General features: G+C 69.3%; 15 protein-coding genes. 4 read left to right on the top strand and 11 right to left on the bottom strand.

Translation table 11 applies throughout. The annotated features are described in order from the left end of the window. Nucleotides 1–61: 61 nt before the first annotated feature. The 4 genes from AB0D31_RS03365 to AB0D31_RS03380 form a co-directional block, all read right to left on the bottom strand. Nucleotides 62–1,417: a serine hydrolase domain-containing protein gene (locus tag AB0D31_RS03365; RefSeq protein ID WP_362716301.1), complete on the bottom strand. Its 1,356-nt coding sequence runs from the start codon at nucleotides 1,415–1,417 to the stop codon at nucleotides 62–64. 101 nt (nucleotides 1,418–1,518) lie between these two features. Continuing rightward, nucleotides 1,519–2,727 carry a cytochrome P450 gene (locus tag AB0D31_RS03370; protein ID WP_362716304.1) on the bottom strand — a complete coding sequence of 403 codons (1,209 nt, stop codon included), beginning with the start codon at nucleotides 2,725–2,727 and terminating at the stop codon, nucleotides 1,519–1,521. Nucleotides 2,728–3,896: 1,169 nt separating this feature from the next. Beyond that, nucleotides 3,897–4,493 (bottom strand): NAD(P)-binding domain-containing protein, encoded by a 597-nt coding sequence (locus tag AB0D31_RS03375; RefSeq protein WP_362716307.1) that lies wholly within the window; start codon nucleotides 4,491–4,493, stop codon nucleotides 3,897–3,899. A 59-nt stretch (nucleotides 4,494–4,552) separates the two neighbouring features. Then, on the bottom strand, nucleotides 4,553–5,371 hold the full coding sequence (locus AB0D31_RS03380) for a 3'(2'),5'-bisphosphate nucleotidase CysQ (protein ID WP_362716310.1): 819 nt from the start codon (nucleotides 5,369–5,371) through the stop codon (nucleotides 4,553–4,555). 138 nt (nucleotides 5,372–5,509) lie between these two features. On the opposite strand from AB0D31_RS03380, the gene AB0D31_RS03385 reads away from it, so the two are divergent. Beyond that, a complete protein-coding gene (locus tag AB0D31_RS03385; RefSeq protein ID WP_362716313.1) occupies nucleotides 5,510–6,424 on the top strand; it encodes a LysR family transcriptional regulator in 915 nt (304 codons plus the stop codon). Here AB0D31_RS03385 and AB0D31_RS03390 read toward each other — a convergent pair. Further along, nucleotides 6,415–6,861: a hypothetical protein gene (locus AB0D31_RS03390; RefSeq protein ID WP_362716316.1), complete on the bottom strand. Its 447-nt coding sequence runs from the start codon at nucleotides 6,859–6,861 to the stop codon at nucleotides 6,415–6,417. The two genes, AB0D31_RS03385 and AB0D31_RS03390, sit on opposite strands and share 10 nt — an antisense overlap. 319 nt (nucleotides 6,862–7,180) lie before the next feature. Here AB0D31_RS03390 and AB0D31_RS03395 point away from each other — a divergent pair, with 319 nt between their 5' ends. Continuing rightward, entirely contained in the window at nucleotides 7,181–7,534 is a 354-nt protein-coding gene (locus AB0D31_RS03395; protein ID WP_362716319.1) for an NTP pyrophosphohydrolase, read from the top strand. Nucleotides 7,535–7,587: 53 nt separating this feature from the next. Here AB0D31_RS03395 and AB0D31_RS03400 read toward each other — a convergent pair whose 3' ends face one another. The 3 genes from AB0D31_RS03400 to AB0D31_RS03410 all read right to left on the bottom strand — a co-directional run bounded on the left by AB0D31_RS03400 (nucleotide 7,588) and on the right by AB0D31_RS03410 (nucleotide 10,534). Beyond that, nucleotides 7,588–8,058, bottom strand: coding sequence for an RpiB/LacA/LacB family sugar-phosphate isomerase (locus tag AB0D31_RS03400; RefSeq protein ID WP_362716322.1), 471 nt, complete (start codon nucleotides 8,056–8,058; stop codon nucleotides 7,588–7,590). A 201-nt stretch (nucleotides 8,059–8,259) separates the two neighbouring features. After that, nucleotides 8,260–9,483, bottom strand: coding sequence for a cytochrome P450 (locus AB0D31_RS03405; RefSeq protein ID WP_362716325.1), 1,224 nt, complete (start codon nucleotides 9,481–9,483; stop codon nucleotides 8,260–8,262). Beyond that, nucleotides 9,476–10,534 carry a cytochrome P450 gene (locus AB0D31_RS03410; protein WP_362716328.1) on the bottom strand — a complete coding sequence of 353 codons (1,059 nt, stop codon included), beginning with the start codon at nucleotides 10,532–10,534 and terminating at the stop codon, nucleotides 9,476–9,478. Before AB0D31_RS03410 ends, AB0D31_RS03405 begins: the two co-directional genes overlap by 8 nt. Before the next feature lie 592 nt (nucleotides 10,535–11,126). On the opposite strand from AB0D31_RS03410, the gene AB0D31_RS03415 reads away from it, so the two are divergent. Both AB0D31_RS03415 and AB0D31_RS03420 read left to right on the top strand, forming a co-directional pair. Further along, nucleotides 11,127–12,059 (top strand): aminoglycoside phosphotransferase family protein, encoded by a 933-nt coding sequence (locus AB0D31_RS03415; RefSeq protein WP_362716331.1) that lies wholly within the window; start codon nucleotides 11,127–11,129, stop codon nucleotides 12,057–12,059. Between the two features lie 58 nt (nucleotides 12,060–12,117). Next, nucleotides 12,118–12,810, top strand: coding sequence for an IS701 family transposase (locus tag AB0D31_RS03420; protein WP_362716334.1), 693 nt, complete (start codon nucleotides 12,118–12,120; stop codon nucleotides 12,808–12,810). Between the two features lie 104 nt (nucleotides 12,811–12,914). Here the strand turns inward: AB0D31_RS03420 and AB0D31_RS03425 are convergent, their stop codons facing one another. The 3 genes from AB0D31_RS03425 to AB0D31_RS03435 all read right to left on the bottom strand — a co-directional run bounded on the left by AB0D31_RS03425 (nucleotide 12,915) and on the right by AB0D31_RS03435 (nucleotide 15,111). After that, nucleotides 12,915–13,793 (bottom strand): YihY/virulence factor BrkB family protein, encoded by an 879-nt coding sequence (locus tag AB0D31_RS03425; protein WP_362716683.1) that lies wholly within the window; start codon nucleotides 13,791–13,793, stop codon nucleotides 12,915–12,917. A gap of 141 nt (nucleotides 13,794–13,934) precedes the next feature. Then, on the bottom strand, nucleotides 13,935–14,390 hold the full coding sequence (locus AB0D31_RS03430) for a hypothetical protein (RefSeq protein ID WP_362716336.1): 456 nt from the start codon (nucleotides 14,388–14,390) through the stop codon (nucleotides 13,935–13,937). A gap of 106 nt (nucleotides 14,391–14,496) precedes the next feature. Next, a complete protein-coding gene (locus tag AB0D31_RS03435) occupies nucleotides 14,497–15,111 on the bottom strand; it encodes a hypothetical protein (RefSeq protein WP_362716686.1) in 615 nt (204 codons plus the stop codon). Nucleotides 15,112–15,249 lie beyond the last annotated feature (138 nt).

Here is a 15,249-nt window from a genome sequence, read left to right on the forward strand (position 1 = left end):
CCGACGGCGTCCGGCCGGCCCGGGCACTGTGTTCTGCCCGGCGGCAGCGGCCTTGCGGGGCTCAGCCGTCGTCGGTACGGCGCGCCGTGCGTCCGGATACCTGGACGCGCTCGATCCGGCCGGTGACGGGATCGCGGTGGAAGCGTCCGCCGGGCTCGCGGCGACCGGTGTCCGGGTCGACCAGGTCGTACGTCAGGTCGGAGTAACAGACCAGCGGCAGCGCCAAGTCACCGTTTATCGAGAGAACCGGCGAACCGTCGGGCCCGCCGGTGATGCGGTAGTCGGCGCCACCGTTGCGGTACGTGCCCCAGCACTCGGGCAGACGGACCGGGCGACCCCGGTCTTCGGCGGGGGCGGGCCCGGCCGGGACTCGTATGCCCGCCAAGTCCTCCAGTTCCGCGGCGAGTTCGCGCCACAACGCGGTGGCCCCGCCCGCGTTGCCGGTGAAGGCCACGACCACGCCGCTCGAAGGGTCGACCCTGAGGTGGCAGGAGGTGCCCTGGGCGTTGCCGTCGTGACCGCACCACAGGTCCTCGCCGTGGCGATAGTGGGCGATACCCAGACCCCAGCCGTCGGCGAGGGCGCCGGGCCGGGCGGCGCGCTCCGCGCGAAGCATCCCCTTGGCGACCGCGGGCGGCAGCACGTGGGACCTGCCGATCAGCGCGTTGCCGAACGCGGCCAGATCGTCGGCGCCGGCCATCAGAGCCCCGGCCGGGGCCTCGAGCGAGGCCAGATTCTGCTGTACGGGACGGACCCGGCCGGTGGCGGTGTTGACGGCGTGCCCGGCGGCCCAGGGACGGGTGACGGTGCTGTCGCCGATGAACGCGGCCGACGTCCCCAACGGCTCCAGGAGCAGCACGCGAACGGCTTCGTGCCACGGCATGCCGGTGATCTCCTCGACCAGCAACCCTGCGGCCACATAGCCGGCGTTGGAGTAGGAGAAGTCGGTGCCGGGCGGGAACAGCGCCTGGTCCGGGGTGCACAGCGAGGAGAGGTAGCGGGCGCCGAAGGTCGCCGAAGCGGTGTCGGAGTCGGGCCCCGTGGGCAATCCGCCGGTGTGGCTGAGGAGGTGACGTATCGTCACCTCCGGTAAGCCGCGCAGGGCGGTCAGGTGGTCGGCGACGGGCTCGTCCAGATCGAGGTCGCCGTCGTCGACGAGGAGAAGCACCAGAGCGGCGGTGTACGGCTTGGTGAGCGAGCCGAGGGCGACGGCGGTGTCCGGTGTGAACGGCGTTCCGGTGGCCGCGTCGGCGATCCCGGTGTGCAGTGAGACGGTCTGCGTGCCGGTGGCGAGGGCCAGCTGGGCGCCGGGCACCCCGTGCGTCGCGGCAAGGGCGTCGAGTCTGTTCTGCAGGTCTTGGCGGAGCTGACCCGGCGCGCAGGGGACGGCCGGGACGGAGGGGACGGAGTAGGGCATGAGAAAGGCGCTCCCCAGTGAGTTTCCTCTTGCACGGGTGGCTTTTCCGGCCGAGGCGAGCGGTGCCGGGCCGGGTCGGTGCGCGGACGTACCGGCAGGCGCTAGGTCCTGCCGACTTCCACGGGCAGGTGCCGTACGCCGATGAGCACGGCCGGATTCTGCAGGACGATGTCGTCGTACGACGGGATCGCCAGAGAGCGGAAACGTTCATGCAGCATCCGCAGCGCGATCCTGGCCTCCAGCCGGGCCAGGGGGGCACCGAAACAGAAGTGGATGCCGTGCCCGAAGGTCAGGTGCGGGTTGGGGTGACGGTCGGCGAGGAACACGTCGGGCTGCTCGAACCGCGCGGGGTCGCGGTTGGCGGCGCCGAGGTGGGTCATCACCATGCTGTCGGCGGGCAGTTCGTGACCGCCGAGGACCACGGGCCGGGTGACGCGGCGCCCCAGCTCGGGGAAGGGGGGCAGCCAGCGCAGCACCTCCTCGACGGCCGCGGGAATCCGGTCCGGGTCCTTGCGCAGTGCGGCGTCCGCCTCGGGGTGGCGGTCGAAGGTGACGACGGCGTTGCCGAGCAGAGCGGTGGTCGTGATGTGTCCTGCCACGAGGAGCAGCGCCACGAAGCCGACCATCTCCTGGTCGGTGAGCCGGACACCGTCCACTTCGGCGGAGATGAGTCTGCTGGTCAGATCGGAACCGGGAGCAGCCCGGCGAGACCGTATGTGGTCGAGCATGTAACTGTTCATCTCGCGGACCGTGGGAGCGATCGCGGCCAGGGCCCGTTCCAGGTCGGCCATGTCGGGTGCCTCGCCGAGCTGATCACCTCCGAACAGGACGCTCGCCCAGTCCTGGAAGGTGCGGTGCTCTTCGGCCGGGATGCCCAGCAGCTCCGCGATGATGATGATGGGCAGCGGATACGCCAGGGTGTCGACGAGGTCGAAGCGGTCGCGGTCCTCGACGGAACCCAGCAGCCGGTCGCACACGGCCTCGATGCGCGGCTCCAGTCCCTGGACGACGCGCGGGGTGAAGGCCTGGCTCACCAGTGCACGCAGTTTGCGGTGCTCCGGCGGGTCCATCCCCACGAAGTTCCCCTGGGTGAAGGTCGCGAAGTCCTCCTGCGTGGGGGCGAGGGAGGAGAGGTCGGAGGAGTAGGTCGCCGGGTCGGCGAGCACGATGGAGGCAGTCTCGTGGTCCACGACCTGCAGGACGCCCTGCCGGTCGTCGTGCCGCACCGGGCCGCCCGCGCGCAGGTCGCGCCAGACTCCGGGTAACTCGTCCAGCAGAAAGGCACCGCTCGTCTTCTGGTCGGTGGACACCATTACTCCTCGGCTACGGCACACGGACACGGCCCTTCCGCGTACGCGCGCGGCAGGGAACTACGGCAGGGCGGTTCGGGGTGTCATTCGGAGGGCGGGCGCGAGGGTCCGTCGGCGCGATGGGCCCCGCCGGGCCGGCGACCCGTTCCGGCGGCGATTGACCCGCGTAGCGTGCGCTGACCAATGCCTCTCGGGGCGCAGGAATTACCGTGCGGATCTCCTATGAGCGGAGTCAACACTTCCTGCGCGACGCGTCGATGCATTCCTGACTGTCGCGGCATTCCTGACTGTCGCGGCGCGCATTCCACGCGACAACTCCACCCGGCATGACATATCCCCCTCGGCGTTGCTTGCGCGTGACGGTCACGCGTGCGCCCCACCAGTACTCGGCCAGACAGTAGAACCCAACCCCGGAACGCGAACGTGACGGTACATATTTACCGCTCGGTAAGGCCAGGGTTGGCGAAATTCAGGTATCTTGCACGGCTTCGCTCCATCCAAACTCAGCCACAGTCTCCACACAAGGCTCGTTCCAACGCAACCCCACCTTTTTTGACGCAAAGCAACTTTGACGTGTTGTTTGCATAGCCATCAAGACGCATTGATGCGGTGTGGCAGTGCGTAGAAGACCATGGCCGGGCCCGCTGCTGCGCGAGTTCCCCGCCGATTCGGCGACAAACAGCTCAGCGCACGGGACCTCTCCGGACAACCTGTCTCGGCTGATTTCGTTCGGTGCGGCGTGGCCGACATGCCGGGCCGCATCCGGGGCGCGAACTGCGCAGTCACCCGAGAGCGCGCAGGAGCTGTTCGAGCGAATCGAAAGGCCGAAAACGAACCGTGCCGGGAGCGTGTGGCCTGAACTCCGCATGTGCTTTCGGCCGGAACGTCTCTGAGCCGCACATCCCGATCACGACGATTACACGCCATGCACCGCACATCTTCCGCCATTGCACCGTCTCGTCTTCGGGACGGGCAGGCGACGGGTGGGCGACGGGTAGGCGGTGGTCCATATGCACGCTTTTACCGTAGACGCCACAGACCATGAGAAATGGACACAGGCGACACCAGCCGGCCTGGGCCGTCCGTCGCGCTTCCGCACAGGGCCGCCAAGTGATGATTCCGGTACCGAAGGTGTCAAGGGGCGCCGACGCCGGGGAGTACCGGGCCGGTCAGCGGGCGATCGAGATCGCGAAGGGCGCGAACCCGCTGGAGCGGATCACGTGCGGTACGAACAGGATCGCCGCCTCCGTGGCGCGCGCGGTTCGGATTCCCCCGAGGTCAGTGATCCACTCCTCGTGCCAGCCGAGTTCGATGAGCAGGGCACGGACGGTCGCCTTGGCCTCGGGGTCGTCGCCGGAGAGGAAGGCGTCGGGCGCCTGGGTGAGCGTGGCCGGCGCGGTCATCACCGGGAAGAGCATGGTGTTGAGTGTCTTGACGACGTGCGTTTCGGGGAGCGCTTCCTGGAGTTGCTCGGCGAGGCTCGATCCGGGGTGGATCAGGTCGGCGGGGAGTCCGTCGGGTCCGTCGATGGTGGCGTTGGAGACGTCGACGAGGATCTTGCCGCCCAACTCCGCACGCAGGGCCGTGAGTCGCTCCAGCGAGCCGGCGCCCGGGGTGGCGTTGATGATGATCTGGGCCCCGCGGGCCGCGTCGGCGGCCGCACCCGGCGTGCGGTCCGCCACGGTCACCTCATGGCCTGCGCGGATGAGGGCTGCGGCCAGATTGCCGCCGACGCGTCCGTTTCCGAGAACTGCGATCGTGGTCATGATGCTCTGCTTCCTTCGATGAGTGTGGGCTGCCAGGTGTTCCGGTTGGGGGTGCGGCGTCAGCGCGTGAGCGTGGCGACGGCCTCGGCTTGGACACCGGGTGCGGCGGCCAGGAAGCTGTCGCTCTGCGGGGTCCAGGGCCGGCCCTCGGCGTCGGAGATCCGGCCACCGGCCTCGGTGACGAGCAGCGCCCCGGGCAGCAGGTCGGCCCGAGCTCCGGCGAACTGCCAGAAGACGTCGATGCGGCCGGCGGCCACGTTCACCAGATGCAGGGTGGCGGGTACGGAGGTGCGGACGACAAGCGCGTCGAAGAGCATCGCCGTGATCGAGGAGCCGACGCGCCGCACGACCCTCTCGTCCTCGTCCGGCCGGGCCTGGCTGGTGGCCACGATGCTCAGACCGAGGTCCGCCGTCGGGGAGACGCGCAACGGCCGGCCGTCGAGGTGGGCGCCGGCTCCCCTGAGCGCGGTGTAGGTCTCGCCGGTCAACGGCAGGTGGACCACGGTGAGCACCGGCTGGTTCTCCCGCACCAGGGTGGCGGTCACCGCCCAATCCGGCAGGGCATGCAGGTGGTTGACGTTTCCTTCGGCCGGATCGACGACCCACCACTCCCCCGCCGGCAGCGCCCCGCCGTCCAACTCGTCCTCCACCCAGCCGGCTTGCGGACGCAGCCGAGTGAGGCGGGGGCGCAGGATGTTGAGGGCCGTGTCGTCATTGGCGGCGAGCGCGCGCATCAGCTCGTCGCGCGTCTCGTGGCGGACCACGTCACCGAAGCGCTCGCGCAGCGCCGTACCCGCCGCGCGTACGGCACTCGCCGTCTCGCGGAGCAGATCGGCGTCAAGAGCGGCGATGTCGGTGGTCTGGAGCGTTTCGGACATGGTGGAACTCCCGTATGAGGAAGGGGTGATGGGGCCGGTTGCGCCGGGCGGGCGTTCCCGCCGTGCGCTCTGCTCTCGAAGGTATAGAGCCCCACAGTTAACTTCAAATGCATGTCAAGCACGCGTAGAGTTACTCCCATGCAATTGGATTTGAATCTGCTCGCCGCGTTCGACGCGCTGCTCGAGGAGGGGAGCGTGGCCGGGGCGGCGGCGCGCCTGCACGTCACCGCCCCCGCGATGAGCCGGAGCCTGGGGCGGATCCGGCGTACGACCGGGGACGAGATCCTGGTGCGCACGGGCCGCACGATGACCCCGACGCCGTACGCGGTCGCCGTCCGGGAGCAGGTGCACGAGCTGCTGCACCAGGTCCACGGCGTGCTGGCACCGAGCCGTGAACTCGATCTGGCCACGCTGGAGCGCACCTTCACCCTCCGCTGGCACGACTCCCTGGTGGCCCTGAGCGGCCCCGCACTGCTGGCGGCCGTACGCGCACAGGCGCCGGGTGTGCGTTTGCGCTTCGTCGCGGAATCGACCGTCGACACCGTCGAGTTGAGGCGCGGCGAGGTCGACCTGGAGGCGAACGCCAACCGTCCGAGCGCCCCGGACATCCATGCCGATAAGGTGGGCGAGACCCGCCTCGTCGTCGTCGTGAGGAACGGACATCCCCTCACCCGCCTCAAAACCGTCACCGCGCAGAGCTACGCCGCCGCGGAACACGTCACCGTGTCGCGGCGCGGAAACCTCAGCAATGCGCTCGACGATGCCCTGGCGCGGCTCGGACTCACCCGCCGTGTGGTGGCCGCCGCGCCCACGGAAGCGGCGGCGCTGGAGTTCGCGCGCGACTCCGATCTCCTGGTCAGCGTCCCCGAGGCCACCACGCGATCAGCCGCCGACCTCGGCCTGGTCGTACTCCCACTCCCGCTCGAACTGCCGTCGGCGCCGGTGTACCTGTCGTGGCATCAGCGATACGACACCGACCATGCGCACGCCTGGCTACGCGGACTGGCACGCACCGCACTGACCGTGACGCCGTCGCCCACCGGTCAGGGGTGAGCGCCGTCCTGGTAAGTGCCCGAGGAGAAACCGTCGTTCCAGTGCTCGCTCCATTCGGCGAACTCAAGGCACAGGTGCTTCAGGCAGCGCCAGCGGCGAAGGTAGTCGGGGTGTTCGGAGAACTGGGCAGCGGTCAGGCACAGTTCGTTCCACCACATCTGGACGTCCTGGCGCAGCCGTTGGGTGAGCCCGGGCTCGTTGGTACGTCCCTCGACCACCTCCATGCCCCAGCCGGTCAGCAGATCGGAGAGGCACAGAGCGGTACGGTCCGTGCTCTGCCGGAGCCGTAAGGCGGCCCAGGCCGCATCGCTGCCCTCCTCCTGCCGTTCCGCGAGCTCGGTCAGCCGGGCGCGCAGGAACTCGCGTAGCGGCTCCGTATCAGAGGAATGCAGGTCGTCGGAGAACTCCAGGATCTCGACAGGCTCGCGGTCGGACATGGCGGGCTCCCCTCCCGGTCGGATGCGCAGTCCGCAAGGAGGCTACCCAAGTAGGGGCCGGTGTCGGCCAGTTCACGCACTGGCGCCCCCAGATGAGCCAAGGCGATCAGGAGAGGGAATGCGGTGGCCGCCTGGACAAACGTCTCGACCTCAAACAGCTACGAAACGATCGCGAGCCCCCTTCACCCAGGGCCCAGTTCGCTCCACCTGCCCGACCCGGCGGGCGCGGCATGGCACAATCACGCCACATGATCAGGAGCGTGATGGGAGTGATGGGCACCGCCCCATGTCAGGCCCGGTGCGGCCAGGGGGAGGCGTCATGGGTGTGCGCCCGGTCCTGATCGTCGATGCCGCGAACGTCGTCGGGTCGGTGCCCGACGGGTGGTGGCGCGACCGCAGGGGCGCCGCCGAACGGCTGCGGGATCTCCTCGCTCTGCGGGACGCCGACGAGGAGGTCATCCTCGTCGTCGAGGGGGCCGCCCGGGGCGTCGAGTCCGTGCCCGGCGTGCGGGTCGAGTCCGCGCCCGGCAGCGGGGACGACCGCATCGTGGAACTCGCCGCCGCTCACTCCGGCCGGCCCTGCACGGTGGTGACCGCCGACCGCGAGCTGCGCGAACGCGTCAAGGCCCACGGCGCCCACTGCGCCGGACCCCGCACCGTACGACCCGCTTGAGGTCACAGCGCCGGGCCACGCCCCTGTAAGACGAGAGCGCCAAGGAAGCCCGGCTATTTCTCCTTGCGGGATGCCTCGTAAGCGTCAAGCTCTTTCGAGGAGGCCGCCCACTCCCCGTCGGGGTCGAAGCGGGCGTCCAGCCACACGTCGAGCAGTTGTTTTGCCAAGCCGGGCCCGACGACCTGACCGCCCATGGCGATGATCGGGGCATTGTCTATCTCCACCGCTGCCTTCGCGGCCAGCAGATTGTCCGCCAGCACCGCGCGCACGCCCGGCACCTTCCCCGCGGCCATCGCCACTCCCGTACCGCTGCCACAAAGGACCACGGCCCGCTCGACCTCGCCGGACTGCACCAGGGTCGCCACGTCAATACCGACCCGCACGTAAGAGGACGGGTTGTCGGGATCCGTGCCGACATCGACAATCTTGCCTACGCGATCGTCTTTGGCCAGGTACGCCTTGAGCGCATCCTTGAGTTCAAGAGCAAGCTCGTCGCCACCGATGGCCAGAGAGATTCCAGGCATGAGAGAACTCGCTCCCGGGAGACAGCAAAAGGAACCGGCCCGCTCTTCCAGAGTCGCGTCATCCGGACCGGCTCGCCAGTCGGCACTCCCGACACCGCCTCAAAGCCGACCACCCCCGGGCGGACCTTCGCACTGGCCCCACCGCCCTGGACCTACCTGGGACCCACCGGGGACCACGTCAGGCGCAGGGCGACCCCAGGACTACGTCAGGCGCAGGGGCAGTGCAAGCAGGCCGCGGTGGCGGGGGTTGGCCTGCCAGCGTGGCTCGTGGTCTTCGCTCAGGCGCAGACCCGGATAGCGGCTCAGCAGCTGGGTGAAGGCGATCTCGGCCTGGAGGCGGGCCAGCGGGGCGCCCAGGCAGTGGTGGATGCCGTGGCCGAAGGCGAGGTGCTTGGCGGCGTTCTCGCGGCTGATGTCGAACCGGTCGGGTTCCGCGAACACCCGGGGGTCTCGGTTGGCGCCGAGCAGCGAGATGTGTACGAACTCGCCTTTTCCCAGGGTTACTTCGCCGACCTCTACCGGTTCGGCGGCGTACCGCAACGAGGCGAGGGCGGACGGAGATTCGTACCGCAGGAGCTCTTCGACGGCGCCGGGCATGAGGGTCATGTCGGCGCGCAGGAGGGCGAGTTGATCGGGGTGGGTCAGCAGGGTGTGGATGCCGTTGGCGATCAGATTGACCGTGGTCTGATGGCCCGCGATCACCAGCAGGAACGCCATCGAGGTGATCTCGTCCTCGCTGAGTGCTTCCTCCCCCTCCGCGCGCGCCTCGACCAGCGCGGAAAGCAGCCCGTCGTCGGGCTCCTCGCGTTTGAGGGCGAGCAGCGCCCGGAGGTAGCCGAGCATGGAGTCGGCGGTGAACACCGACACCTCGCCGTCGCCCTGACCGCCGTCGAGCGTGTTGCCACGGACCTGGAGGGTCTCGTGGTCGGCGTCCGAGGCGCCGAAGAGGTCGAACACGACGGCCAGGGGCAGCGGCAGCGCGAACTCGCTGATCAACTCGACGTCGTCCCGCCCTTCCCACGCGTCCATGAGCCGCGCCACATGGGTCTCGATCGCGGGGCGCAGCGTCGCGGTGCGCCGCTGGGTGAACGCCTTCTGTACGAGCTTGCGCAGGCGGGTGTGGTGCGGTGGATCGGTATTGAGCATGTGGCTGAACAGAGCACTGCCGGGGCCTTGGGTGAGCCCCACATGGTGCCCGAATCTCTGCACCGCGCCGTTCTTGGAGAGCCGCTGATCGGCCAGGAGTTCCTTCGCGTCGGCGTACGAGGTGACGACCCATCCCTCCACCGGGGCCGGGCCGGGATAGCGGGCTTGGCGCGGCCCGCCCCCTTCCCGCCACGCGCGGTAGGTGGCGTGGGGGTGGTCGAAGAACTCCGGGGCGAGGGTCCGCATGCCGGGGGCGGCGGATGTCTCGATCTCAGGCATGGCGGACCTTGCTGCGGTGGCCGATGCGGACGGTCTTCACACCGAGCAGTCCCACCAGCGGTACGTCGGCGGTCCGCTGGCCCGGAGCCACCACAAGGCCGGTGCGCCGTATGTGGTCCAGGAGCAGTTCGGCCAACGGCATCACCATGTGGCGGCCCCAGCAGCGCTCCGATACATGCCCGAACGGCATGTAGCCGGAGGTGTTGTCCGGGTCGAGGCCGCCCCAGCGTTCGGGCCGGAAATCGTTGGGCGCGTCCCACAGGGCGGGGTCGCGATGGGTGAGGAGCGGCAGCATCAGCAGGTCGTCCCCGAGCCCGATGCGGTCGTCGATGGCCGGGTACTCCGGTGAGCGGTTGCGCAGCAGGTTCCACGACGGGGGCAGCAACCGCATCGCCTCAAGAAGGATGTCGCGGTTGGACACGTCGTCGTCGAAGGGCGAGCCGAGCCAGAGGGCGTTGGCGACCAGCGTGGAGACCGTGAAGCAGACGGGCGCGGCCGCGCGCCGGTAGATGCCCATCGCATAGCGCCGGTCGTCGTAGGTCCGCGCCTCGGCGAACAGGTTGGCCAGGTGTGTCAGTTGGGGCCCCGGGGCCGGCCGGCGGGGCAGGGCGGCGCCAGCCACGATGGTGCTCCAGGTGAGTCTGGGGTCGATCTCCAGCGTGCGGGACATGAGGATCCGTAGCCGGTACGGGTCGTCACGCAGCACGAGGGCGCTCAGGAACCGGTGCCCGGTGATCGGCCAGGGCCCGGACAGATCGGTTCGCTCCGGCAGCGGCTCGGGCTGCTCGAGCGCGGCACGGACGTCCCTGCCGACCGTGCGCATCACCGACGAGGCCTCCGCCTTGGAGATCGACCGGCCGTGCAGGGGCTTGAAGGTGGGCCGTTCGGTCTCCGTCGCCCGTCGCGCGGCAAGGATGCGGTCGGAGAGTTCCGCCCCGGCGACGCCTATGGTGTCGGGTTCGAGGCGGACGAGGTCCTTGCCGAGGTGTTCGTCGAGCAAGGCCTGCAGACGAGGGGCGAAAACCGTGGTGCGGCGGCTGGGGCGGGTCATGACGGGTGGCATACGGAGCGCTCCGGAAATGAAATGCGGAGGGCCCGCACACGCGACTGACCGAAATTCAGTCGGCCTGCCTCGTGTGCGGGCCCAGGATTGGCCTTCGGTTTAGTACCAGAAGTACCAGGCGGCCTGCTTCAGGCTCGGCTCGCTCTTCTTGGCACGCAGGGCGGCGATAATCTTCGACATGATTAATCCCTTCCTCTCGTTGATTTCCGGATGTGAACCGCAGCACAGAGACCGTCTATTCACACACCCGAGGCGTGTTCATTTCCAGTCACCGACCGCTGAGGGGAAGTGAAGCGGGCCACGCCGAGCGTTGTCAATGGTTCCGCTTTTCTTTGTCCGCGCGCGTTCTGGCGTTCATGTACGTCCGCGCGAAACATTCATTTTGACGGTCGGGACAACAGTGCCCGAACGGTCATGGGCGATTGCCCGGGAATACCTTTCGGCGAGCGCGCTCAGTCCGCTAACCAGGACTGGTACTCCAGCTGTAGATCGCGATCTTCATAGTGCGGGGTCTGCCGGGCGGCGGGAGCGGCCGCCTTGGGCTTGGTGGCTGTGGTGGTCTGGCGCGTAGGGTGCCGGGATGATCGCGATGCCATCGGAGTTCGCGCAGAGCACCGTCGACCGAGAGGGGGAGGCCGGGGCGGCGTGGCTCGCCGAGCTGCCCGGGATCGTGGAGGAGTTGCTGGGGCGCTGGCGGTGCGTGCCGGATGGCGAGGTCATGCACGGAGGCGTTGGCGTCATCGTTCCGGTACGGCGGCATGCTGGGGAGAGCGCCGTGCTGAAGGTGTCATTTCCCCATCCCGGCAACGTCCATGAGCCGGATGCGTTCGTTGCGTGGGCCGGGTGCGGTGCCGTGCTGCTGCATGAGCGCGACGACGAGCGGTTTGCGATGCTGCTGGAGCGGGTTCAGCCGTCGACTCTGGCGGAGGTCGAGGACGGCGACGAGGTGGTGACAGTCGCCGGGCGGCTCAATCGCCGCCTGGCCATCCCCGCACCGCCCGGTCTGCCCCGGCTGCGTGAGCAGGCCGACGCCTGGGGGGAGCAGTTGTGCATGGATGCCGAGGAGCTGCCGCATGCATTGCCGCGCCAGGTGCTGGATGCCGCCGTGGCGACCGTTCGGGAGCTGGGTCGGGCCCAGCCGGACACCCTCATCCACGGCGACCTGCATGCCCGGAACATCCTGCGTGCCAGCCGCGAGCCGTGGCTGGCCGTCGACCCCAAGGGGTATGCGGGAGATCCGGCTTACGACGGCGGCACATTGCTCAAGTCCCGCGCGCTGACGCTTCTGGAGGCGGATGACCTGCGCAAGGCAGTCGACCGTGTCTTGGACGTCTTTGCCGAGGCCGCGGAACTCGACCGCGGATGCATCCAGCGGTGGGCGCAGTTCCATGCTGTCCAGGCTGCTTTCTGGGGTCGCCGTCACGGGTTCCGTATCGCCCGCAGTGGACCTCGGCTGGACTGGCTCACCGATTTTGCCGACCGTCTGGCGGAGTTGCTCACCGAACGCTCGTAGTGCGTGATGGTGCCGGCCGGGCCCGGTGCGGAGACGGGCGCGGCCGCTGTTGATCATCGTGACTTGTATCGCGGAATGGGTCGGGGAGTCCAGCCCGCACGGCATGCGGCATCTGCTGTGCCGAGCCGTCTGGGACGCCGATGGAGTCCGTGACGACGTGCGCGAACACGTCGTCGAGCACCTCTATGACGAGGCCGCGGTCCTGGTGGTCGATGAGACCGGCGACGTGAAGAAGGGCACCCCCACGGTCGGGGTCCAGCGCCAGTACACCGGAACGGCTGGACGAATCGAGGACTCCCGGGTCGCGGTCTACGCCGGGACGCGCGGGCACGCGGCGGTGGACCGGGAGCTGTACATCCCACGCGCTTGGATGTGCGGCCCGGACCGCTGCCAGGCAGCCGGCCTCGGCCAGGACACCGTCTTCGCGACCAAGCCCGACCTGGCCCGCACGATGATCGAACGGTACTTGGACGCCGGACACCACGTCGGCTGGGTTACGGGGACGAGGTCTACGGTGGCAGCCCAAGACTCCGTACGGGCTCTTGAGGTACGCGGCACCGGCCATGTCCTCGCGGTGGCCTGCTCGACCGAAGTGCCCACCGGCGCAGGCACCTTCCGCGCCGGTACCCTGGCGCGGAAGGTGCCGAAGCGGGTCTGGCAGAAGCTCTCAGCCGGGCGCGGCGCGAAGGGACAACGGTTCTACGACTGGGCCGTCGTCGACCTCGCCGAAGCAGCACCGTGGCCCACCTGATTGCCTGGTCCAACTGGCGCCGCCGCCAGGCACGATCACGCACCAGTCGCTACCGGCGGCGAGCCGCATCCCCGACATGGAGATCACGATCTACAGCTGGAGTACTAGCGATGGTCCTGCGGCTTCGGCTTCGGCTCCGACGTCACCTCAGTCGGGTCCGGTACGCCGCCCGGGTCGCGGCCGCGTACGGCGTTGAACTGGGCTCCCGAGAGCAGCGCCAGGTTGCTGAACCACAGCCAAACGAGGAACACCACCACGCCGGCCAGCGACCCGTACAGGCGGGTGTACGAAGCAAAGTGGCCGGCGTAGAGCGCGAACCCCGCGGACGCCGCGAACCAGAGCACCACGGCGACCACACCCCCCGCCAGGTTGCGGCGCACGCCTCGCACCTCAGCCGGTCCGGTACGGAAAAGCACGAGGACCAGGACCGTGACCACACACAACATGACCGGCCAGCGCAGCACGGGCCACGTCCCCAGACTGCCCACGCCCAGCAACGCCGCGGCCCTGCGGTCGAGAGGCCCCGAGACCACGATCGCGGCCGACCCGGTGAGGAGCAGAGCGAGCAGAACAAGCGCGGTGGCGACGATGGTGTGCGCGGTACGCAGGGCGGGACGGCGGTCCGGCAACTGGTTCATGGAGTGCAGGGCGCGGCGGAAGACCGCCAGATAACTCGCCGCCGACCACAGGGCACTTACCGACCCGGTGACGACCAGCAGCCACACAGCGGACTGCGCCGCGGTCATCTCCCGCAACGCGTCGCGCAGGGCGCCGGCCGACTGCGCCGGTGCATACGAGGTCAGCTCGTCGATCAAACGACCCGTCGCCTGGGGTGCGGCCAGCCCGATGACGGAGACAGCGACCAAGAGCGCCGGCACCAGGGCGAGTACGGCGTAATAGGTCAGGGCGGCCGCACAGTCGGAGACGTTGTCGTTCCACATCGCCACTGCGGTCGCACGCAGATGACTGCCCAACGACTTCAGCGTGGCAGCGGCGTTGACGCGTCTTCCGCTCCCGCGCGGGACTGCTTCAGGCACGGAGCTCTCTCTTCGTGGGGCGGCTTGTGAAGGGCGGGTGCCCACCACAGCAAACTCCACGCCATGCCTGACGTCGGAAGTCGAGGGTCAGTGTGCGGTCCTGGGCCGGTCCGTGAGCAGCGACCAGATCACGAAGACACCGATCGCGATGGCGATGACGGCCCAGATGGGCTGGTAGGGCAGCCAGATGAAGTTCGCGACGATGCTCAGTGCCGCCATGCCGACGCCGAGCGCGCGGGCCCATGCGGCGCCCCTGAGGATGCCTGCGCCGGTGACGATGAGCAGGACACCGATGACCAAGTGGATCCAGCCCCAGGTCGTCAGGTTGAACTCGTAGGTGTAGCCGCCGATGCGTGCGTACACGTCGTCCTTGGCGATACCGGCGATGCCGTTGAGCACGGCCAGCACTCCGTCGACGAACAGCAAGACCCCGGCGAAGACGACGCCGCCGCTCGCCCAGCCTCCCGCGCCGTGGTCGGGACGGGTGGTGGATGCGGGTGTGGTGGGTGTCGGTCCCCCGGGCGGGGGTGCGGTCTGGGCCATGACAGCCTCCTCGGCCAAGCATGTCGGTGGTCTCGACGTGTGACCGACACTCCGCCCCGCCGATGGCGTCGACCACCCGTACAGGGCCATCCGGGTGAATCTGAGCTCAGGCCGGACCCACGTGCTCAACGGTCGAGACGACCCGGACCAGGGCGGGTGCGGCAGGAGCGGAGCCGAAGCCGAAACGCACCGGTGGGGAGACGGGCGCGAGCGGCCCGAGATCGCTGCCGCCGAGCCGTACCTGGGCAGCGACGATCGGCCGCAGGTCACCGGCCGCGTACCACTGGCGATACCCCGGGCGGGAGCTGCCCCGGGTGCGAACGCCGGCCATCAGCCGGGCGGGGACGTCGGCGACGGTCGCCCACAGCGGGCTCCGAACCAACGGTCGCGGGACCGCCCGCAGGGCAAGGCCGAGAGCTCCCCTGCGCCCGACCTCGAAACGCAGGTCCAGGGGGCCCGCCGCGACCTCCCACACACCCTCGCGCACGACCACCGTCACCGCGACGCTCCGGACGTCGTCGAAGTGGTAGACGGCGGAGACGTACGCGGCCGTCTCCGCCGTCGGTGCCAGGAGCGTCCGCCATCCATCGGCGTGCTCCACCATGACGTCGCTGAACGAGCCGAACGGGGACCGGGGCCAGTGGCCGACGACGACACGGGTGCCCGACTCCGTTCCTACAGCGGCGATCCATCCGTCGAAGGTCAGCCGTTCGGTTTCCACCCCGTCTGAATACCGCATGCTCCCTCCTGTCGGGCGTACGGCGCCCCGAGGGGCTCGTACGAACGGGTCCCGGGCCCACTCGGGCGTACGGGCGCCCCGACGGCCGTTCGAACGTGTCCCCGGGCTCGCATAGGCTCG

Origin of the sequence: Streptomyces sp. NPDC048361 (assembly GCF_040651795.1) — a bacterium.
GTDB lineage: Bacteria > Actinomycetota > Actinomycetes > Streptomycetales > Streptomycetaceae > Streptomyces.